The organism is Aliiroseovarius sp. S1123 (assembly GCF_023015885.1).
Lineage (GTDB): Bacteria > Pseudomonadota > Alphaproteobacteria > Rhodobacterales > Rhodobacteraceae > Aliiroseovarius.
In genome coordinates, this window is record NZ_JALKBE010000010.1 from 1 (window position 1) to 21268 (window position 21268).

Annotated in this window: 14 protein-coding genes and 1 pseudogene; 13 read left to right on the forward strand and 2 right to left on the reverse strand. The window is 54.5% G+C overall.

The window, feature by feature from the left end; genetic code table 11:
* Positions 1-180 precede the first annotated feature (180 nt).
* The 7 genes from MWU53_RS14890 to MWU53_RS14920 all read left to right on the forward strand — a co-directional run bounded on the left by MWU53_RS14890 (position 181) and on the right by MWU53_RS14920 (position 11865).
* On the forward strand, positions 181-1206 hold the full coding sequence (locus MWU53_RS14890) for a PilZ domain-containing protein (RefSeq protein ID WP_247094444.1): 1026 nt from the start codon (positions 181-183) through the stop codon (positions 1204-1206).
* Positions 1203-2693, forward strand: coding sequence for a glycosyltransferase (locus tag MWU53_RS14895; RefSeq protein ID WP_247094445.1), 1491 nt, complete (start codon positions 1203-1205; stop codon positions 2691-2693). The genes MWU53_RS14890 and MWU53_RS14895 overlap by 4 nt, the downstream gene beginning before the upstream one ends.
* Positions 2694-2697: 4 nt before the next feature.
* Positions 2698-3018 carry a hypothetical protein gene (locus MWU53_RS14900; protein WP_247094446.1) on the forward strand — a complete coding sequence of 107 codons (321 nt, stop codon included), beginning with the start codon at positions 2698-2700 and terminating at the stop codon, positions 3016-3018.
* A complete protein-coding gene (locus tag MWU53_RS14905; protein ID WP_247094447.1) occupies positions 2999-4831 on the forward strand; it encodes a right-handed parallel beta-helix repeat-containing protein in 1833 nt (610 codons plus the stop codon). Before MWU53_RS14900 ends, MWU53_RS14905 begins: the two co-directional genes overlap by 20 nt.
* Before the next feature lie 310 nt (positions 4832-5141).
* On the forward strand, positions 5142-9452 hold the full coding sequence (locus tag MWU53_RS14910) for an EAL domain-containing protein (RefSeq protein WP_247094448.1): 4311 nt from the start codon (positions 5142-5144) through the stop codon (positions 9450-9452).
* A gap of 156 nt (positions 9453-9608) precedes the next feature.
* A complete protein-coding gene (locus MWU53_RS14915; RefSeq protein ID WP_247094449.1) occupies positions 9609-9902 on the forward strand; it encodes a transposase in 294 nt (97 codons plus the stop codon).
* Positions 9903-10107: 205 nt separating this feature from the next.
* Positions 10108-11865 carry a DEAD/DEAH box helicase gene (locus tag MWU53_RS14920; RefSeq protein WP_247094450.1) on the forward strand — a complete coding sequence of 586 codons (1758 nt, stop codon included), beginning with the start codon at positions 10108-10110 and terminating at the stop codon, positions 11863-11865.
* A gap of 147 nt (positions 11866-12012) precedes the next feature.
* On the opposite strand, the pseudogene MWU53_RS14925 reads toward MWU53_RS14920, so the two are convergent.
* Positions 12013-12309: pseudogene (locus MWU53_RS14925) on the reverse strand (Arm DNA-binding domain-containing protein); the annotation flags it as partial.
* A gap of 349 nt (positions 12310-12658) precedes the next feature.
* Complete coding sequence (locus MWU53_RS14930; protein ID WP_247094451.1) at positions 12659-13612, reverse strand: helix-turn-helix domain-containing protein; 954 nt, start codon at positions 13610-13612, stop codon at positions 12659-12661.
* A gap of 272 nt (positions 13613-13884) precedes the next feature.
* Between MWU53_RS14930 and MWU53_RS14935 the strand changes: the two genes are divergently transcribed.
* From MWU53_RS14935 to MWU53_RS14960, 6 genes are read left to right on the forward strand one after another with little or no spacing between them, the layout of a single operon-like run.
* Positions 13885-15636: a hydantoinase B/oxoprolinase family protein gene (locus MWU53_RS14935; protein ID WP_247094452.1), complete on the forward strand. Its 1752-nt coding sequence runs from the start codon at positions 13885-13887 to the stop codon at positions 15634-15636.
* 24 nt (positions 15637-15660) lie between these two features.
* Complete coding sequence (locus tag MWU53_RS14940) at positions 15661-17787, forward strand: hydantoinase/oxoprolinase family protein (RefSeq protein WP_247094453.1); 2127 nt, start codon at positions 15661-15663, stop codon at positions 17785-17787.
* Positions 17788-17834: 47 nt separating this feature from the next.
* Positions 17835-18539 carry an ABC transporter ATP-binding protein gene (locus MWU53_RS14945; RefSeq protein WP_247094454.1) on the forward strand — a complete coding sequence of 235 codons (705 nt, stop codon included), beginning with the start codon at positions 17835-17837 and terminating at the stop codon, positions 18537-18539.
* Positions 18539-19285 (forward strand): ABC transporter ATP-binding protein, encoded by a 747-nt coding sequence (locus tag MWU53_RS14950; protein WP_108856815.1) that lies wholly within the window; start codon positions 18539-18541, stop codon positions 19283-19285. Before MWU53_RS14945 ends, MWU53_RS14950 begins: the two co-directional genes overlap by 1 nt.
* Complete coding sequence (locus MWU53_RS14955; RefSeq protein ID WP_247094455.1) at positions 19282-20196, forward strand: branched-chain amino acid ABC transporter permease; 915 nt, start codon at positions 19282-19284, stop codon at positions 20194-20196. Before MWU53_RS14950 ends, MWU53_RS14955 begins: the two co-directional genes overlap by 4 nt.
* A gap of 2 nt (positions 20197-20198) precedes the next feature.
* Complete coding sequence (locus MWU53_RS14960) at positions 20199-21266, forward strand: branched-chain amino acid ABC transporter permease (protein ID WP_247094456.1); 1068 nt, start codon at positions 20199-20201, stop codon at positions 21264-21266.
* Positions 21267-21268 lie beyond the last annotated feature (2 nt).

Consider the following 21268-nt stretch of genomic DNA (forward strand, 5'->3'; position numbering starts at 1 on the left):
GGAAAGGATCAAACAAAAGACACTCGAAACGCGACGCTTGCATCACCGCCACCACGCCGCATAATGAAACCAACCAGATGAGCCAAACTCTCTATTAGTTTACGCAGCCATTGGTTCCAAAAACCCTGACGACGGACACTTCTGTTAATATGATAAGTCGACACCGCGGAGAATTTTAAGATGAATAGTGAAAAAAGCGCGAATAAGCGTTTATTTGATCGAATTGATGTAACCGGCGCCATCTCGGTCGCCGGTAAACATTATCCAATCAATGACCTATCGGTGGGCGGTATGGCGGTTCAGGGACCCCTTCTTGAACATGAGCCTGGTGATATTATGCGAGTCCAATTTGCGATTCGTCATGGAAAGCTCTATGTTAGCGGCACAATGAATTGTCTGTATATCGGCAGCAACTTTAACTCCATTGCTAGACTAAAATTTGTAGATCCCGACGAGGACCTCACGGAATTCCTCCGAGCCGCGACCCTGCGCAGCGTTTCTGGCTCAGAATACAGCGTGGGCTGGCTAGCCGAAACCTCGGCACAGGTACCCGTGTCCCAAGTCAAACCGCGCCGCATCTTTTTGAGCCGCTTTCTGTCCTTGCCCGTGCTACTTGCGGTGATGATCGTATTCTTGTTCGGCGTATTCCTGCTACGTACCACCAAGGCGGAAGCCGTCTGGGAAATGTATTATTACGAAGTTGTGTCCCCGGTGGGAGGACAGGTTAAATCGCTTAAATCGCCGCCGTTTGCTGCGGGGGAGCCCGTGTCGGAAGTCAGCGTGATTGCTGCCAACGGCGAGCCGCTGACAATACCTATTAAAACGAATGTGGCTTCCGTAGCCGTTGAGTGGAGCGTCAGCTTGGGTGATTATGTCGAGGTGGGCAACAAGCTAGGGCGCTTGTACAACATTCCGCAAAACTACGGTAGTGTTCGGGCTATTGTGACCATGAATGGCCTTTTCACCAGCCTACGCACCGGTGACAGTATTGTGTTAGAAACCGAACTCGGAGAGCTCCTTGTAGGCAAGGTAACCCAGTCGCTTAACTCGCGGCAGATTATCGAACACAATCTTGTCAATAGTAATGTTAATCTGAACAAAAAGTACTTTTTCGCCGAGTTTGATGCGGATGTGGCTAAGATAACAGGCCGTCCGGAAATCAAGGTTTTCGACACTCTTCTTAAGAATCTTGTTCGCAAAGAATGACCATTCCTGTAATCATTGAAAAATACAACGATCCGCGTGACCTGTCATGGTCATTTAGTTGGATTAATACCCTACTCTTAAACATTTGCCTGTTGGTGCTGCTCGTTACGTGGTCTTCGTATATAGCCAGCAACAGCGGCACAAATGCGATCATCCTCGGTTTGGGTGTTGTGGGCATCTGGCGCTATTCTTGGGGTCTCATCAATTTTTTTCGTGCGACTTACTTCATTCGCAGCTCAAAAAATGCCGCAAAACCTATCGCGGTTGGCAGCTATAGCTTGTCGATCATTTTGCCAGTTTATGACCAGACCGAAGGGCAATTACGCGCGGTGGGCGCTGGAATAGTGAACAGCATCCGTATGGTGCCAGGGCGCGTTCTGATCGTCTGCGCATATCGTGACGAAGCCCAGAAAGAAATGCTGTCGGAGCTTATCGAGAACGAACACGCTGTTGTGATGCACTTTGTCCGGCAGCGTGGAATGGGGAAACGAGAGGCCCTTGCCGATGCACTTAACATCGTTAAAGCATCAATACCAAATGGGCCAAAGGAATTTGTCCTCTTGATGGATGGCGATACAATTCTGACACCGGAGGCCATAGTCCGCAGTATCGGTGAACTGCAAACAAATGCCCAGACCGGTGCCATTTGCGTAAATGAAGTGCCGCTGGTGAAGGGGACCAAGCTCTTCGTCGCCTGGCGTTGGCTGCGTAGCCTCCAGCGCAACCAAACAATGTCTTCCTTCGCTTTGTCAGGTCGTGTCTTGGTGCTTACAGGTCGCTTCGCCATGTATCGGTCTGACATCCTGCTACGGCCCGAATTTATCAACCGGATCCGCAAAGATTATCTTTTACACAAGGGTGCATATATCTCGCTTTTGACCGGAGACGATAAAACAACCTGGCTGGAGGTGCTGCTAAGAGGTTTTGACGTTTGCTATCTGCCGGATGTCTTCATCTATCCCATCGAAGAGCAGAAGGAGGAGGATAGTTTTATAAAGGAAACTATAGCACTGACTAAACGTTATAGCGGCAACATGGCGCGTGCAAACCTTCATCCCGACGCTTGGCGTGGCGCTGCAGGCAAGCTGCATTTTAGATACGGGCTGCTGGACCAGCGTGTTTCAATGTGGACCAGCCTTTTGACGCCGGTCGTGCTGATATTGTTAATACTATTTGATGACTTCGACATATTCATCCTATTTTTAACCTACACATTGATTATCAAGAATCTTCAAGCGATAGCGTATTCTGGATCAAACTATAACCCAGTGTTTCCTTACCTGATATTTTACAATCAGGTAATGAGTTCGCTGGTGAAAATATTTACCTTTGCATTTCTGCATCGCCAGAAGTGGAATAACCAGAACATCAGCGTCACGGACAATCCAGCCATGCTTGCATTGGATAAGAATGCCCGATTGTCCATTCTGACCCGCTTGGGGCTGTTTGTGACTCTCTTTACGCTCGTTTATTCAGTGTTAAGGTAACAGTATGCGTCAGTTTTTAGTAATATTCGCAGCGGTCTTTTTTCATGGCACCGTAATTCAGGGACAAACATCTGCTCTGATGCAAGAAGAGATGTTTTGCGACTATGTCGGGGTGTTTGCGAAGCAGATCGCCAGAAACAAAGTGCGCGGGCTGCCTTTTTCACGCATTAATGAATTTGATTATTTCGACAGCGAGCGGGGTGCTTTTCTATCTAAAACCGCGCAGGAAATTTACCAGTTGGACCCGGAAATTCTGCGCACGACGCTGGGCATCATTTCAAGAGAGAAATTAGAGGATTGCCGCCGTGTTTTTGAGTCTGATTAAACGGTTCCTACTGATCGCGGGCCTCTCATTTGTCCCGACGTTGGGCGTTGCTTGCATCTGGTCAGACGCCCCCAGCGGGAGTGATGCGGGCATTAATATCACGTCTGGTGACTGTAGCTTTGATCAGCTTGCTGATAGCCGTTATATAACGTTGTCCGACCGTATCGCGATGCTTGCCGCCACGATACGTGTGAGCCGTGGCGCCAGCTTGCTGATTGACAACACAATTATCAAAGAACTGCGACTGCTGAGCACGCCTGAAACCCAAGCTCACATCATTGTCGAGGCGGGAACGTTGCGTATCTTGGATGTGACGATCTTGTCCTACGACCCTGCCACTGGAGGCCCGGATTTAGACATGTCTGATGGGCGTGCCTTCTTACGCGTTGAATCTTTCGTGGACAAAGCCGGACAGGCGGCCAATGGTCGGCTGGAGATGGAGCGCAGTACGATTTCATATCTCGGTTATGATTCCCGAGTTGCCGACATGGAATTTTTATCACCTTATGGAATCTCCTTAAAGGTCACTTCCGAATCTGACCTCACGAAGGCCTTTGTCACCGGCTATATCCGCGACTCGACGCTTAGCTACAACTTCCGTGGCTTCTATTCTTATGGTGCAAAAAATTTCAAAATCAGCGGCAGCAAAGTACATGATAATACGGATTATGGAGTGGATGGCCATGACGATACTGACCAATTTATTGTAACTGAAAACATCATCTATTCGAACGGGGGTACCGGGTTGATGTGCTCGCGCCGTTGCAGCGATAATATATTTTCCAGCAACATTGTTTATGGCAACGGCGCAAACGGAATCATGCTGCACGACCTCTCTTTGGGGGGGCAGATTATCAACAACACATCCTACGATAATAAGCTGGACGGAATTGTTGTCCACGACACTTACGGAACACTCATCGCCAATAACGAAATTTATGGCAATCGGTACGGGTTAAGAATTTTTGCGGGAAGCTCTTTGACAAGTGTAGAAGCCAACCGTTTCGGTGCAAATAAGACGGATATCTTCCTTAAACACGGCAATCTGGAAGCGCTTGATGACTTGTCAGACTACAATGAGGGTACTGAATGGAATGGCCAGAATATCTCGCGTCACACAGATTCACGCATATGGGGTGTCGAGGTTGTCGGTAACACCTTTGATAAACCGGCCACAATTTCGGTGCGCGGAGCCAAATTTCTGAGTTTTACAGAAAATTTATATCCTGAAGGCGTCGTCTTTGATATTAGATCTAGTGACCGCGTAATCCTTGATGGCGCGAAGGCCAAAGGCCCTGTCATCTACACTTTGCGCTCGACCAAGGATGCACCAGCTACCTACAAAATAGCACCGAGTTTAGGCGCATCTTTATCAATGACTGAAAATGATCGTGTGGTGCTTCTTGGAGACCAAAATATAGTGTCGATCGAAGCAAACGACTTTCAGCTTTATATCGATAATATTGAGCCGCCGGTATTGACACTGGCGCTAGGTGAAAGGCCGAAAATTCGTTCGGGAACTCTGATTGATTTACCTCTTGAGGTGGTTTCTGGCACAGCGGCCATCTTAAACTTCGAGAATATATCAACGTTAAAGCGTGTTTTTGCGTTCACTCTGATAAGCGCCACTTGGAAGGGCGTTAGCCTAAGAGACACACTTAGAGAATGTATGGTTGTTGGGTGGGCATTTGACACTAATTTCTCCAATAAAATAGTGCGGTATACCGTTAGCGGAGACGCGGTGTTGGTTCCCGAGGAATTGGGCGATGAAATTCCTGCCATTCTGACCTGTTTAGTGGAGAATTCAAATTAAGCCCCAAGGCTGAACTCTCAAAACTATCAAGCAAAAATAGAGTGTTACGAGGCGAGCAGCTATCAAAAGTGGTCCCGAAAGCGGTCCTGATTGTATTGGCTGGTTTCCGTTACATCTGAGCGCCAGCTGCACCATCGCAATGCCCAGTTCGTTCTGATCTGGTGCGCATGACTTCACCGCCTCACAGTCATGGACACAGCTGTGCGAATACTTGGTGTTTATTTGGCGGCGTTGATGCAGTATGTGTTTAAAAGGCGAATACCTGAACGCAGCTTTAAGGCAGCTTTGTTATTTTATGAACCTACTTTTCATGCCACATCAATCTTCTGCAGCCGATCCAGACGCTATCTTGCCCGTATATAAGGCCATCATTGCGGTCGTCACATTCGGCGTTTGGTTGCTGGGGTTCGTGGACGTTTTTGGCCAGGGTCTGTTTTCAGCTGAGCTCCATCCCGGCTTTGGGTTTTATCCTGCTTCATTTTATTTGTTCACGCTCGTTGTTGGGCTTGCGGCACTCCGGCGTGGTTATGGCCCGACCTGGCTTGAAGGTGTTGCTTCTAGGAAGGTCACTCTAGGCGTTACAGTTGTGTTATGGCTGTTGACCATCCTGCGCATGGAAGAACAGCTTTTTGAGCTTCCATATCTTGCATTTTTGGATGGTGTGTTTGGCGCGCCGACAGAGGCTTCGTTTACCTCGTTTTGGCTCATTGCCTTTTTTACGCTGCTTCACAGCCTTGATGCGCATGTCGTTCGCCGCAGGTCATCGCGCTTAGCTTGGCTGTCCTATGGCCTCTTGTGCGCCATAGTCATGCTGGCCCTACATCAAGTTGGGGACTTAGTTCTGGCCATTGGCCATCCTGACCTGGAGGGGCTCTCACTTATAGCCAGCGTCATGATTTGTAGCTTCGCTGGGTTTATTGCCTCTGAGGCACCTGCTGTTGGCTTGCTGTACGATGAGCGTACACCCAAGACCAATGCGTTTGGCCTGGCAGTCCTGGTTGTCGTTCTGGTGTGTGTTTTTGTCGTCGGTATGATCGTTGAAAGCACTTTGTATGTTTTGTCCGCAGGCGCTTTGGTCTTGGTGGGACTTCCGTTCGAGCTTTCCGCTCTTCGGTCATCGGAGCTGCAAAAGCGCATTGCGGCGGGCGATATGACACCTGAGGGGGTACTGACCAAGTTTGTCCCAGAGCGGCGTTATTTTGGGAATACTTACACTCCATCAGGCGTCTTCGGGCGTCTAACCGCCTATGCGGTCTTTGACGCACCTGAGTGGCAACGCTATGCGTTCCAAGCTGTTGTCACCTTCGCACTCGCCTTTGGCGCCATTGCCTTTGGGCGCATGGCCGACACGCCTATCGCTGTTATCTGGTGGGCCAATGGTTACCTCGCGTACTGTCTGGTGTTGCGCCCCAAAACACAGTGGTCAGCGTCAATTGCGTTGTTTTACGCCACGATCCTCTTTGTCAATCTTCTGGCGGGGAACCCGTTTGTCGCGTCCAGCCTATTGTCTGGCGTCAATGCTGTTGAAGGCGTTGTTATTGCAAACTTGACTGTCGCAATCTTTGGCTTGCGGGTTCACGGACGACAGCTCTCATCAATGCGGATATCTGTGAGCACTTACACCGCGTTAATTTTGGCGGTCATATTGGTGCATGTATTTGGCAGCCTTATTGGCGGCGGTCTTGTGACGTTTCTATTTGAGGGAAGCCTTGCGCTGAATATGGTGACTTGGGGGGCCGGGGGACTGATAGGGTCAGGCACCATTTTGATGCTCTTCTCAGGTAAAATATTGGAACAGCATTTAGGATTTAAGCGGCTCGAGCCAAGAATCCAGCGATTTGGTCTCATCGCTTGCCTTTATGTCGGCACTATCTTTGCGTTTTATGCCTTCGTGCCTGTGAACGCGCTTTTGGCAATGCCACATGTTGTCTTTGTCCTTCTCAGTTTGCCACTGGTGCTTTTGTCGTCCCTCTACCAGGCAGGAAGAGTGTTTGTCGTAACGAGCTCTATTTATTTTTATCTTCTACTGAGCCGTTTGGGCTTGGATGGATGGCTGACCCAGGTCAAGCTCACATTAGCCATCACAATTATTGCAAGTATCATAACCTTGGTTCTGGTTGCGCGTTATGTTTCTGCCAATGGGCGTGAGGCTGACAGGCGCGCGCAGGACTTGGCCCCGAATGCGCTGGTCACGCTCGATGCGCAGCGGCGTGTCCTCACGATATCGAAAAACGCACAAGAGTGGTTTGACGCCTCTGAAGCCAAGCTGGAGGGCAGGCATTTTGACGATTTATTCGAAGATTTTACGCCGCATGCTCAAGCGGTCACAGACCTGTTCCAAGCAAACCCAAGGGCAAGTTATACCGCTCAGGTGACGCGGACTTTGGCCTCTGGCGTAACTCTCAGCCTCGAGGTCACATTCCAGGGCACTGGCGATGTCTCGCTGCCCTACGCTTATGTGGCATCGCTTGCGGATGTGACTGACCTCGAGACGAGCCTTAGAGCGCTAGAAACGAAGAACCTTGAGGCCGAAGGTGCCCGTGTTGAAGCCGAAGCCTGGCTTCAGGTTCTGGAAAGAAGCCCTTCCGCAACTTTGCTGCTAGACAGTAGCTATATTATTCGGAACGCATCTCTTGGCTGGACGCGGCTGACAGGCTTTAGCCGTGATGAGACGATCGGCAGGGATTTCGTGTCCTTTTTGGCTGAAGAGGAACAAGACCGGGCCAGGGAAGCTCGGCAGGAAGCGGAGAAAGCAATACAAACAGGAGGCGATGAAGCCGTCAATACGTGGACACTACGAACTAACTCTGGCGCCAAGTTGCAAGTGACTATTATGGCCAATGCCGTTGCAGGGTCGACTGTAGAGGAGACCATGTTTGTTTCGTCCGTTACGAATATCACAGAGCTTGCGACGCAGAAGGCCTTGGCCGACACGCTCTTGAACCGCAATGCAGCGATGATCATTTCTCAATCGGACGACTGGAAGATCCAAACGTGCTCGGATGCCTGGATAAATCAATTAGGCTATACCCGTGAGGAAACCGTTGGACAGGACCTGACGGAGTTCATGGAGCCGGAAGACGCGGTGATCAGCAAGGAGTTTCGCGAAACCTTAAAGTCACAGAAAGCTTCCAAAAATATGGTCCGCAATACCCTGCGCTTCAGGACCAAAGCCGGGGAACTGCGTCAAATTGAGCTGCAATCCGTCGTCGAAGAGCTCGCAGGAAGCTTGAGCAATATCATTACGCTTGTGGATGTCACAGACATGATGCGGACCCAACATCAGCTTCAGATGCTTGTGAGCCACGATGAGCTGACAGGCCTTCACTCACGTCGTGGTCTGAAGGAACAACGTGGCGATGGAACCCGTAAAAAAGATGCTGGCGTTTACATCTTCGACCTCGACCATTTTAAGTCTGTGAACGACAGCTACGGCCACGAGGCTGGTGATGCGCTGTTGAGCGCTATCGGGCAAACCATGATGCGCTTGACGGAAACAGTCGGTTGCGCGGCCCGTCTTGGTGGGGAGGAGTTTGCAATCATCCGGCCTTGGCAGGGGTGGGAGGAAGCCAAGGAATTTGGCGAGGCACTCCGCGTGGCCTTAGAGCAGACGGTCGTCGTGAGTGGTGGGCGCACTATCAGCCGAACGGCGAGTATCGGCATCGCTAAACTGGGCACATCTGAGGTCTTATCAGATGCGATGCGTCTGGCTGACGATTTCGCCCGTGAAGCGAAGATGCGTGGACGCAATATGGTGTGTGCCGGGGAGGAAGACGCGCTGCTTGCTTTGACGTTGCGCGGGACGTTCATTACACCGGTAGAAGTACAGCTCGGCTTGGAGGCAGGTGAGTTTTATTATGCAGTGCAGCCGATTTGGAATGCCGAGCATCGGCACATCGAAGGGTTTGAGGCGCTCATTCGCTGGCAAAAAGCAGATGGACCGGCCTTACAACCGAGTCAATTTGTAAAGCTCTTTGATGAAGTAACGCGTGACCCTGCCTTTGCCGCGTTAAACACCGCTATGCGTAAGGATGTCCTCGCGAAGCTTGCGGATTTCCCGGATGCTTATGTCAGCTTCAATTACCAGCTTGAGAAATTGGCTTACGCTGGAGCCGCAGAAGAGTTGGTTGGCATTTATGAACTCACAAAGAATTTTGCCGACCGCGTCATCATGATTGAGCTCTCCGAAACGGCTTTATCGCAGCGTGCCAACTTCGACGTGCTCCGGGCGGAACTTAGTATCCTCGCCGAGTACGGCTTTATTATCGCGCTCGACGACTTTGGGATGGAATCGAGCAACCTCAACCGTCTAAAAGAACTACCCATTCATGTGGTAAAGTTTGACAAGGGTCTCATTGATGATTTGGAAACGTCGGAAGCGACACGCGAGATACTCAAAGGCCAAGCTCTGACCCTCAGGAATTTGGAGGTAAAAGCGATTGTGGAGGGTGTCGAGACAGCTCAACAAGCGCAGCTGCTCGTGCAGTATCAGCTGTTCAGACAACAAGGTTATCTGCATGCCAGGCCGATGCGGCCTGAGGAGGTTGCGGGGCAGCTCTCCAATATTGGCGCGGAAGTGGCAATGGGAGAGAGTGCCGCAAATGTTCAGGACATTTTGTAGCCTCACTGGCCATAAGCTCATACAGGAGGGGGCATGCATGGAACCTCATGATCGTGTATACTTCTTTGTGCGATGCAATAGATGTGAGTGTGAAGTGGTCCGGCAAATTCGGACAGCGTGCTAAGATGTATCCAACTTGATTGAATGGATACAAGAATGACAAAGCGACGGAATTTTTCAGACAAGTTTAAAGCGACTGTGGCCCTTGAAGCATTGCGCGGAGACAAGACGGTGCAGGAGATTGCATCGAAGCGCCAGCTGCACCCTACGCAGGTGAGCACGTGGAAACGGCAGGCGATTGAAGGCATGGCCAACGGTTTCTCGGACAAGGTCAAAAAGGCTGAGAACAAAGACGGCGAGATCAAAGAGCTTCATGCCAAGATTGGTCAGCTGGCGGTGGAAAATGGTACGGGGGCTTACGCGGCCCCGCCGGGGCCACGGTCCCCGTAGCTTTGTCACAAGGGCTGAAGCGATGAGCCCGTCCACTGCCCGGCAGTCGATACGCAGTATCGATGAGAGGGGGAACGCCGCGAGATGATCCGCAAGGACAACACCGACCTTAGCCTGACGCGCCAGTGTAAGCTGCTCAAGATCAGCCGTTCCTCAATCTATTACACGCCTGTTGGCTTTGATCAGGCGACGATTGATCTGATGCATGAGATTGACCGGATATTTACGAAGTATCCGTTCTTTGGCAGCCGCCAGATCGCGGCATATCTGCCCCAATCAGGGTACTGCGGCTCTCCAGGGCAGGGAACTCAGTACTTTCAAGCACGATGCCAACCAACGTGGAGCTCAACCGGCATATCGCGTTGGAGAAAACCGGTTCCTTATCCTGGACAGGTCGGTCGTACCCGTCGTGGATGTAATTGCGCGGCATGCGAAGGGAACAGAGGGTGAAAGGAGAGATTTTCTTGAAAACGCGGATCGTATCGTTGCTGACGCCATCGAGCAGGCCCTAATTGATGATGGGCGATTAAATGAGCTTATTCCGTCCACCGACCAAGTTGAAACGGTTGAGATGGAATTTGAGAAGGCATGGGCAGAAACACAGGAATGGACTGACCGTGTCATCGAAATCAGGAAGTGGACCAAACCAGAAATCGAAGTCCTTGAAGGGTCGGGTACATCGTGGTTGCCAGATGACGTCGATGCGATCGTTGGCGAGATCTTAGGCACCATCCCTGAAGAGGAGTTGGAGTTCGTACTGCAGAAACTCCAGAAAGCTCAGGAGAATGGGGACAATGAGATCCAGCTGGAGCAGGGCATTGTTCCAGTTACGGCTTTGGTAATCCAAGCAGTAGAGCGGCGCCTCGAGCTCTATCTTAATCGGAGCATTCAGAATCAAGGCGAGGACGCAGAAGTTACGGCCTTCCTGCCCGTAACGCATGATAACTTTTGGGAACTCGAGTTCCGCGAAAGGTTGCACGAAAGGGTTTTCGCGACGGATAAAGGGTTGCCCGCTACACTGAAGACATCTTTGCATCCGCATCAGAAATCCGCATTTGATTGGCAAGTTTCGGCATGGGAAACGGGCCTTCCCGGCATCCTAAATGCCGATGAACAAGGCCTTGGAAAGACCGTTCAAACTCTTTCCTTCTTGGCTTGGTTGAATGAGCGAATGACGAATGGTGAGCTGCCCATCAAGCCGTTTCTCATCGTCGCTCCCACATCGTTGTTGAGGAATTGGGAAGATGAAGCCAGGAAGCACCTTTTCCCGGGTGTTTTCGGAGAACCGGTCCGTCTCTATGGCCGGGAGCTCAAGGCATGGCGCGTACAGGGCGCACGCGGACGTGACATTCAGGACGGACGCTCGAAACTGGACCTCTCTGATCTGATCGACTGCTCAGAGCCACGCCTCGTGATTACAACCTATCAAACCTTGGCAAACTACGCGGTGACCTTTGCCCAAACGCCTTTCGAGGTTGCCGTGTTCGATGAGATCCAGAATCTAAAGAACCCATCAACCTTGCGTTCGAATGCTGCGAAGGCGGTCAATGCAGAATTTCGCATCGGTTTGACTGGTACACCCGTTGAAAATGCTACCCGGGATATCTGGGCAGTCATGGATCAACTCTTCCCAGGTGCGCTTGGGTCACTCAACGATTTTCGGATTGCTTTCGACGTTCCCAAGCGAGGGAATATGCAAGAGCTACATCGCGCGGTTTTTTCTTCAAACAAAGGGTATCCGGCGCTGGGAATACGGCGAACCAAAGAGGAGGCTGCTTCGGATCTACCTCCGAAAGTAAGGGTGCTTCATCCGCGCATTATGCCTGAGATCCAAGCTCTCCGATACGACGAAGCTCGCAAACCTGGGCAATCGCTTTTCGGATTGTTGCACCATAGGAGCGAGAGTATTGCGGATGTCTTGTTGGTCGATCTCCTCGATCGGAACCCGCCCAAGTTTCGGTAGCACGTGTATATTTAGGGGAGACAACCATCGCCCAGCTATACCGCCACCTTTGAGTTCAGCCTGACGGGCTTTGAATGCTGCTTCTGTTACGCTGGCTAAAGTGTGGTCACCCCGATCCGCTTCTTTGCGAATTCGAGCACGCTCTTTGATGGGATCTTTGTTTGATCGGACCACTGAGCGCCAACGATCCGCTTCTTCCCGGGCTTCAGCGAGGGACACATTGTATAGACCGCCAAGCCCCATCTCGCGGCGGCGACCGTGTACCGTGACGCGAAGGAACCATTGTCCCGCTCCACCATCTCGTTTGTGCAGCCACAATCCTCCCCCATCATTGTACTTGCCAGGTCCTAGACTTTTGATTTGGGTTACTGTGAGTTTGTTTCTGACGCCCATTCTATCCACCGAAATATCCACCTTTAGTAAGTAGATGCTATCGGACTGCATGAGAAGAGATCAGAGGAGAGTTTCGTCTAATGATCAGAAAACATGTGGAAAAAAGGATGATATTGGATGGTATCAGACTAGTCGAGGATGCTGTGTGGGGGCACCATTTTCAGACAGAATTAATCCTGTGCGAGTGTCGATGGCGTGACTGCTGACCGTTGATAGATTCAGGGACATATCGCAGGCAGGTTTAGAGCTTTAGCGCACGCGATACGGTCATGTGAGATATTCGACTAGTCGTGGATCGAACCGCCCCGCCATCAATCATGTCGGTTTGGCATAGCATTCACACAAGCGATCACCAGCCACGATTTCGTTTTTCAAGCAGAGTTATTCCTGTCGTGGAAAGCTATCCGCTGATCTCTGCCTTGTAGGCAGAGGGCGTAATGCCAAACTTGTTTTTGAAGAGACGAGAGAATTGCGCTTGGTCCGAAAACCCAAACCGATACGAGACTTCCGCGATCGGAAGCCCTGGCGCCGTCGCCAGACGATCCCGCGCTGCGATCAGGCGTTGATCGCGGATCTGCTGGCTGACCGTGCCATTCACATCCTTGAACAGGTCATGCAGATACCGTTTCGAAATCCCGCAGCTTTCGGCGATCAGATCGGGGGACAAGTTCGGGTTCTTAAGGTTCTCGCGAATGAATTTCTCGACGCGGGAAATATGCGCGGTACGAACTGCAGAGAGGTTGCTTGAGCTCGCGTCGACCGTCTCGTCAAGGGCAAGTCCGAGCAGTTCCAACAGCTGGCGCCCCACGGTTTCACCCGCGGCCGCCCCGAAATCCGAAAACTTCGACTGGGCCTGATCCACCATCGAGGCAAACAACCCGGCAGTGCCGGACGTTGCATTGTACACCCTCGCGCAAAACCGGTCAGGCTGGCGGACCCGCTCTTCCAAGGCTTTGCGCCCGACCTTCAGGACGAACAGGTCATTAGGGTTCTCATAGAGGAACCGATAGGGCTCGTCGCCACGTTCAAGAATGAAACCGCCCGGATCACACCGCACTTCGCGCCCCAGCTGGCGGAACTCGACAGAAGTCGCGCGTGGCAGGGTGATCAGATATTCCTCTTCCCGCGCCTCGCGGATATGCGCGCGCCGCCGTTCATAGCTGAGCGGATCAGACGTCAGCCGGGACAGACCCACATGCCCCATCGACATCCGGCTTAGCTGCCCATTGAAATGAATGGGATCACGGAACTGAAGTTCCAGCGGAAAATACGCATCATTTACCACCGCGTTCCATTTGCTGGAGCGGTGCTGCGGCTCTGTCGTAGCCGTCGAGAATGTGAACTCGGCGGTCATATGCGTCTCCTCCCAAGCCTGACCATAGCCAAGCATCCCAATAAAACAAAGGAATTTGGGTGTTCTGCACTCTGCTGCAAACAGTTCTGCGCTGAACGGCAAATTGTTCTGCGCAAAGATGCAAACGCTTCTGCACTCAGCGCCAAGACCATCCCGGCAAGCCGCGACAAGGTGGGATTACAAGTTCGATGTGCAGGAGGAGCACGCCGGATCGAGAGGAAAATCGCTCTTATCAGGCGGCCCCTTTGCGCCCATGCAAAGGACCAGAACGAATGGCTAATAGACAAGTTGACCCCATCACGCTTTCCGTGGTGCGCGGAGTATTGGAAACCACACAGCGCGAAATGACGCTGGCCCTGGAAAAGACCGCGCGAAGCTCGGTTTTCAACTTGGCGCATGATTATTCAACGGCGCTTTTCAACCACACGCCCGAGATGATCCTGCAAGGTCAGGATATTCCGATCCACCTCGGCTCGCTGATCCCGGCGATGAAATCGGTCGCAAATTTCTTCGAGGGCGACATCCACGAAGGCGATCTGATTTTGCACAATGACCCTGCCTATGGCGGCAGCCACATCATCGACACCTGCATGTACTACCCGGTGTTCTATGAAGGCGAGCTGGTGTTCTGGACGGTCTGCAAGGGTCACCTGACGGACATCGGCGGGCCGGTGCCTGCGGGCTACAATCCCGAAGCCAAAGAGATCTTTGCAGAAGGGCTGCGCATTCCGCCAATCAAGCTGTGGGACAAGGGCGTTCCGCGTGACGACATCATGAACATGCTGCTGACCAACATGCGTGCACGCCGCGACCAGGAAGGCGACTTCAATGCGCTGATTGGGGCTTGCCAGGTAGGCGCCCGCAACCTGACCGCATTGATGGACAAATACGGTAAGGACGTGGTGCAGGACTGCATTGCCGAACTGCTGGAAATGGCGAATGCCCACATGAACGGTCTGATCAGCCAGGTGCCCGACGGAACCTATTCGGGGACCGCCATTCTGGAAGATGCAGGTCACGGCTTTGGTGATTTCGACATTACCGCGACCGTCACCATCAAAGGTGACAGCTGTCATATCGAAATCGAAAGCCCGCCACAGATTCCGTATTTCATCAACTCTTACGAGGGGAACAGCTACTCAGGTGTTTACTTGGGCCTGATGATGTTCGCCCAGTTGCCGCCGCCCTATAACGAAGGGCTGTATCGCAACGTGACGGTCGACATGGGCAAGAAGGGCACATTGTGCAATGCGCAGTCGCCCGCGCCGCACATGAACTGCACCACCACCCCGATGGAAACGCTGACCGATGCGGTGCGGCTGGCCTTTGAACAGGCCGCGCCCGATAAAGTCTCGGCCAGCTGGGGCCATGCCAACGGCTGCAACATCGCCGGGTGGGACAGTCGCCATGACGAGGAATACGTCACCATGGTGCTGGCCTCGATCATTTCGGGGGCAGGGGCCACGGCCAGTCAGGACGGTTGGCATGCCTGCGGACCTGAGTGCTGCTTCGGCGCGCTGACCTCGGGCGACATTGAGATGCTCGAGCACTCTTATCCGATCATCATCCACGAATACGGGCTGATGGAAGACAGCGGCGGCGCGGGCAAATTCCGTGGGGGATCCGGCACGCGCTGGGCGGTCGAGCCGCTGGACACCGACATGACGCTGGTCACCTTTGGCGAAGGCCGCCGCATTCCGGCCATGGGGGCCGCTGGGGCGAAATCCGAAATGGTGCACAAGAAGGTCGGCCGTCTTGAAATCACCCGCGACGGCGAAACCCAGATCATCACCGACAACGTGATCGAAACCATCAAACCCGGCGAAATTGCAGCGAACCTCAATCCCGGTGGTGGTGGGTTCGGCAACCCGTTCGAACGCGACCCGCTGAAGGTGGTCGAAGATGTGCGCAATGGCCTCGTGTCAATCGAAGGCGCGCGGTTGGACTACGGCGTGATCATTGCCGACGCCGACACCCTGACCATCGACGAAGCCGCCACGGCTGCCGCCCGCGCGGCTGCTTGATCCCCTGATTTGAAAGGAAATACCATGCGTACCCAATATCGTCTGGGCATTGATGCCGGCGGCACATTTACCGACTTCATCCTCGCTGACAAAAAAGGCAGCACGCAGATCTTCAAGGTGCTGTCCACACCAACCGAACCGACCAAGGCCATCAAGAACGGGCTTGCTTTGATCACCGAGGAAACCGGGCTGACGGCTCAGGAAATCGTTTCGAACTCGGACCTGTGCATCAACGGCACCACGGTGGGTCTGAACGCGCTGATCACCCACACCGGGGCCAAGACCGGCCTGATCGCCACCAAGGGGCACGAGGATTCCATCGAGATCCGTCTGGGTCACAAGGAAGACGGCTATCGTTATGATCCGGACTATCCCCCCGCGACCATGCTGGTGCCGCGTCACTTGCGCAAAGGGGTCAGCGAGCGGGTGATCTCGGACGGGACGGTCAAGACACCGATCAACGAGGAAGACGTGCGCGCGGCCTGCCGTTACTTCATCGCCGAAGGCGTTGAATCGGTTGCCATCAGCTTTGTCTGGTCGGTGCTGCACCCCGACCACGAAAATCGTGCCGCCGAGATTGTGCGCGAGATGATGCCCGACGTGCGTTTGACAGTCGGCAACCAGCTGTATCCGCAGGTCCGCGAATACACCCGCACCTCGACCGCCATCGTGAACGCCTATCTGGCACCGATCCTGCAGCGCTATGTCGAAGCGATTGACGCCTATTTCCGTGAACTCGGTTCGCAGCATCCGGTGCGCTACTTCCAGTCGAACGGTGGTTTGGCGCTGGGCAAAGTGGTCAGCGACCAGTCGGTTTACGCCATCAACTCCGGCCCGGCATCTGCACCACAGGCGGCGCTTGATGTGGCCGAGCCCTGGGGTGACAAGAACATCATCACTTGTGACATGGGCGGCACCTCGTTCGACATCACCCTGACCAAGGACGGGCAGGCCAACGTCAACAAGAACATCGACTTCCTGCGCTATCGTATCGGCATTCCGATGATCCAGGTGGAAACACTGGGCGCCGGTGGCGGCTCGATCGGTTGGATCGACTCGATGGGTCTGATGCAGATGGGGCCGCAATCGGCTGGATCGGAACCCGGACCGGCCTGCTATGGCCAGGGCGGTGAAAATCCGACGACGACCGACGCCAACCTTGTGCTGGGATATCTGAACGCCGATGGCTTGGTCGGCGGGCGTCTTCCGCTGGACGTCGACAAGGCGCGCGCGGCGATTAAAGCGAACCTTGCCGACCCGCTGGGCATTTCCATCGAGAAAGCCGCCTATGGTATGTTCACCATCGTCAACAACAACATGGTCAACGCCATCCGCCGGGTGTCTGTCGAACGGGGCTATGACCCGCGTGATTTCGTGCTGATGGGTGCCGGTGGCGCCACTGGTGCACATATCACGGCATTGGCCCGCGAGATGGGGATCTCGAAGGTGCTGATCTCGAAACTGGCCTCTGGCCTATGCGCCTACGGGCAGATCATTTCGGACGTCAAATACAACTACATGGCGCCCGCACCGATCCGTCTGGAAGGGGGGGCGGCTGCAAAGAAACTGGATGACCTGTTCACCTCGCTTGAGGCGCGCGGCAGGGTTGATCTGGCGGGCGATGGGTTCGCCGAGGACCGCATCTCGATCCGTCGGTCGCTTGATATGCGCTATGTCGGTCAGGTGCATGAATGCACGGTTGAGATTGACCCGTTCGAAGTCACCGAAGCCACGATTGAAGACATCAAGGCCGCATTCCACGCTCGCCACAAAGAGCTATACACCTATGACGAACCGCATAACGCGGTCGAGATCGTCAACGTGGAAAGCACCATTGCTGGCCATGTGGACAAGCCCGAGCGCATGAAAATCGCCGCAGGCAAGGGGGCGCATGAAACCCTGAAGGGCACCCGCCCGATGGTGTTCAATGCCGATGGCATCGCGCAGGACACGCCAGTTTATGACGGGTCCGCGATGGGCGCCGGGGACACGCTGCACGGACCCGCCGTGATCGAAGAGGTCACGACCACCATCGTGGTTGAACCGGGCTGGACCGTCAGTTTGCACGACACGGGTGTGTATGTGGTGACTGCGGATGCCGCTGCCGCGCAAGACCAGAGCGTTCAGCAAAAAGAACTGGCCGAGGTCTGATGATGGCGCGGCGGAACGAAACGGTTTCCTCCCTGGCGGCGTCCGGGGTGACGGTGGCCTTCGGTGGGTTCAAAGCCCTAACCGATGTCACGCTAAAGATCACTCCGGGCGCTGTTCATGGGCTGATCGGGCCAAACGGGGCTGGTAAGACCACAATGGTCAACACGTTGACCGGGTTTCAGGCACCGACCACGGGCACCGTGACGCTTGGAGGCAGGAATGTCGGCACTTTGCCGCCGCACCAATTGCGTCGGGCCGGATTGGCCCGAACCTTCCAGGCAGGCCGGTTGTTCACCGGTCTGGATGTTCTGGACAACCTTGCCGTCACCGGCGTTGGGCTGGGGCACTCTCGCGCGGCTTCAGAAGCCGAGGCGTTGCGGTTGCTTGACTGGATGGGGGTGTCCCATCTGGCCGAGCAACCTGCGGCAGGGCTTCCCTATACGGATGAGCGCCGCGTTGGCATTGCCCGCGCGCTCATGTTTACCCCTGACTTCCTTCTGCTGGACGAACCGGCGGCGGGAATGTCCGAAGCCGAGGCTGCCGATCTGGCCGCGCTGATCAAACGCGTCGCCGAGGAATTGAACATCGGTGTTCTGCTGATCGAGCACAATGTTGGGTTGGTTCTTGCTGTCTCGCACCACGTCTATGTGCTCGATGCCGGACAGGTGATCGAGGAAGGCGACCGTGAGCTTATTCTGGCCAGCCGAAAAGTACGCGATGCCTATCTTGGCGCCGATAGCGAGGCCGCGTGATGACCAAGCTTGGAGTATTTGACCTTGAGGTGCGCTATGGCAAAGTTCCGGCGCTTGGCGGAGTGACGCTGCACCTTCAGGAAGGCGAACGTCTGTTCGTGTCGGGCCCCAATGGCGCTGGCAAGTCCTCGCTGCTCAAGGCCATCGCGGGCGCTGTGTCCAGCAGCCACGGGCGGGTCGAGCTGGACGGCGACATCATCACCGGAAAAAGCGCCGAGGCGATTGCGCGATACGGCCTGTCGATGGTGCCTGAAGGGCGCGATATCTTCAGCACCCTGACCGTCGAGGAAAACCTTCGCGTCGGCACCGGTATCCGCGCCGACAAACAGGCCATTGAAGGTGACATTGCCGAAATTTACGACGCCTTTCCCATCTTGGGTGAACGCCGCCATGCCAATGCCGGGGCGCTGTCGGGCGGGCAGCAACAGATGCTGGCCATCGGGCGTGGGCTGATGACCAACCCGAAACTCATGATGGTGGACGAGCCCTCGCTGGGGCTTGCGCCGAACATCGTCGACCAAGTCTATGACACGCTTGTCGCCCTGCAAAAGGAACGCGGTCTGACGCTGTTGATCGTGGAACAAAGCTCGGCCCGGGCCGCGCGGGTTGGCGGGCGCATGGTGCTTTTGCGTGGAGGTCAGGTTGTGGGCGACGGTGACGCGTCCGAGTTTGCCGAGCGCGACCTTCTGAAAGAGGCCTATTTCGGTCAAGCCGATCAATCCAAATCTACGGAGCAAGTCCAATGAATGCTGTACCTCAGCTGTTCTTCGATGCGGCCTCGCTGGGTGGGATCTATGCCATGGCGGCACTGGGCATCGCACTGATCTTCGGCGTGATGAACTTGGTGAATTTTGCCCACGGTGAATACATCGCCTTTTGCGTCTTTGCCTTGATCGTGCCGTCGTCGGATGCGGTGGCCGTGATGTTCTTGGGCAAGGCACCGGCAATCCTGCTTATTCCTGTCCTGCTGGCGCTTGGGGCGCTGATCGCGGTGGCCTCGGAGTACATCGTCTTTCGACAATTGCGTAACGCCAATCCGGTCGCGATGATGATCTCGTCCTTCGCCCTTGGTTTCGTTATCCAGAACACCTTGTTGGCTGTCTACGGCAGCCGGCCCAAGGCGATCAGCCTATGGCCTGACCTCAACACCCCGATCTCGGTGGCCGGAGCCTCGGTCCCGCTGTTGCAGCTGATTGTCATCATCACCACGCTTCTGGTGGTCAGCGCGCTGGCGCTGTTGCTGAAGAAAACCCGCGTCGGCCTTGAAATGCGTGCCGCAGCCGAGAACTTCACCATGGCACGGCTTTTGGGGGTGCGCGCAAACGTCGTGATCACCGGAGCCTTTGCCCTATCTGGCGCCTTGGCGGCGGCCGTGGCGATGATCATGGTCACTCAGACCGGTGTGGCGGATGTCCGCATGGGCGGGCAGATCATGCTTGTGGCCTTCATCGCAACGGTGGTCGGCGGTCTGGGGTCTCTGCCCGGCGCGGTTGCGGCGGGTTTTCTGATCGGGGCCATTTCAGTCGTATTGCAAGCCGCATTGCCGCTTGAGGCACGGCCGTTTCGCGATGCTTTCCTTTACACGCTGGTGGTCGTCATCTTGCTGGTCCGCCCGCAAGGCTTGTTCGCATCGGCCTCTGCCAAACCGAGGGTTTAATCATGATGGACGCACATCGACAGAACCGACTTCGCGCATTGACCACTCCTGTAGTCCTCATTGCGATCCTGCTGATCTTTGTCCTGATCGTGACAGCCACGGGCGACAAATCCTTGGCGCGAATGGCAGCACAAACCCTGATCCGGGTGATCTTCGTGGTCGGGTTGTGGATCTTCGTCGGCAACTCCGGTGTGGTCAGCTTTGGCCATGCAGGCTTCATGGCGATCGGGGCCTATTGCTCTGCCTGGTTGACGCTGCGCCCACAGATGAAGGGCATGTTCCTGCCCGATCTGCCGCATTGGCTGGCCTCGGCCGAATGGCCGCATCTGCCTGCGACGGTGGTCTCTGGCCTGCTGGCGGCACTGATTGCCCTGATCGTGGGTGCCGCGATCCTGCGCCTTTCGGGCATTGCCGCCTCAATCGCGACCTTCGCATTTCTCGCCATCGTCAATACCGTTTATTCGAACTGGGAGGGCGTGACAGGCGCGACATCCTCGGTCGTGGGTTTGGACCGCTACGCAGACGAATGGGTTACGCTGGTCTGGGCCAGCGTTGCGGTACTTGTCGCCACACTCCACGCCAATTCGGCCTCGGGACTGGCGCTTCGTGCAACCCGCGAAGATGAGGTCGCCGCAGCAGCGTCGGGCGTGAACATGTATCGTCACCGACTTTTGTCGCTGGTGATCTCGGGCTTCTTTACCGGCGTCTCTGGCGTCCTTCTGGGCCATTCATTGGGCGTCTTGAATCCCAACAGCTTCTACCTTGGCATCACCTTTATCACCCTCGCGATGCTGGTCGTCGGCGGCATTGGCAGCCTATCGGGCGCAGTGATTGGCGTCTTGGTCCTGTCGGTGCTGATCGAAGGCCTCGTCCGTTTCGAGCGCGGGGTCGAAATCGGTGGCGCCAGCTTTGCGCTGCCCAGCGGGGCTCAGGAAATCCTGATTGGCATCATCATGATCCTGGTGCTGATCATACGCCCGTCCGGCTTGACCGGCGGTCGCGAGCTTCGCCTGCCGGTACTTGGGGGGCGGGTACGACATTCCAAACAAGAACCACAATCTACCAACTGAGG

Excerpts from the sequence above, each read along its gene's own strand:
- MWU53_RS14935 (WP_247094452.1), top strand. The coding sequence starts at position 13,885 with ATGGCTAATAGACAAGTTGACCCCATCACGCTTTCCGTGGTGCGCGGA.
- MWU53_RS14890 (WP_247094444.1), top strand. The coding sequence starts at position 181 with ATGAATAGTGAAAAAAGCGCGAATAAGCGTTTATTTGATCGAATTGAT.
- MWU53_RS14915 (WP_247094449.1), top strand. The coding sequence starts at position 9,609 with ATGACAAAGCGACGGAATTTTTCAGACAAGTTTAAAGCGACTGTGGCC.
- MWU53_RS14950 (WP_108856815.1), top strand. The coding sequence starts at position 18,539 with ATGACCAAGCTTGGAGTATTTGACCTTGAGGTGCGCTATGGCAAAGTT.
- MWU53_RS14920 (WP_247094450.1), top strand. The coding sequence starts at position 10,108 with ATGAGATTGACCGGATATTTACGAAGTATCCGTTCTTTGGCAGCCGCC.
- MWU53_RS14910 (WP_247094448.1), top strand. The coding sequence starts at position 5,142 with ATGCCACATCAATCTTCTGCAGCCGATCCAGACGCTATCTTGCCCGTA.
- MWU53_RS14930 (WP_247094451.1), bottom strand. The coding sequence starts at position 13,612 with ATGACCGCCGAGTTCACATTCTCGACGGCTACGACAGAGCCGCAGCAC.
- MWU53_RS14960 (WP_247094456.1), top strand. The coding sequence starts at position 20,199 with ATGATGGACGCACATCGACAGAACCGACTTCGCGCATTGACCACTCCT.
- MWU53_RS14955 (WP_247094455.1), top strand. The coding sequence starts at position 19,282 with ATGAATGCTGTACCTCAGCTGTTCTTCGATGCGGCCTCGCTGGGTGGG.
- MWU53_RS14900 (WP_247094446.1), top strand. The coding sequence starts at position 2,698 with ATGCGTCAGTTTTTAGTAATATTCGCAGCGGTCTTTTTTCATGGCACC.
- MWU53_RS14895 (WP_247094445.1), top strand. The coding sequence starts at position 1,203 with ATGACCATTCCTGTAATCATTGAAAAATACAACGATCCGCGTGACCTG.
- MWU53_RS14940 (WP_247094453.1), top strand. The coding sequence starts at position 15,661 with ATGCGTACCCAATATCGTCTGGGCATTGATGCCGGCGGCACATTTACC.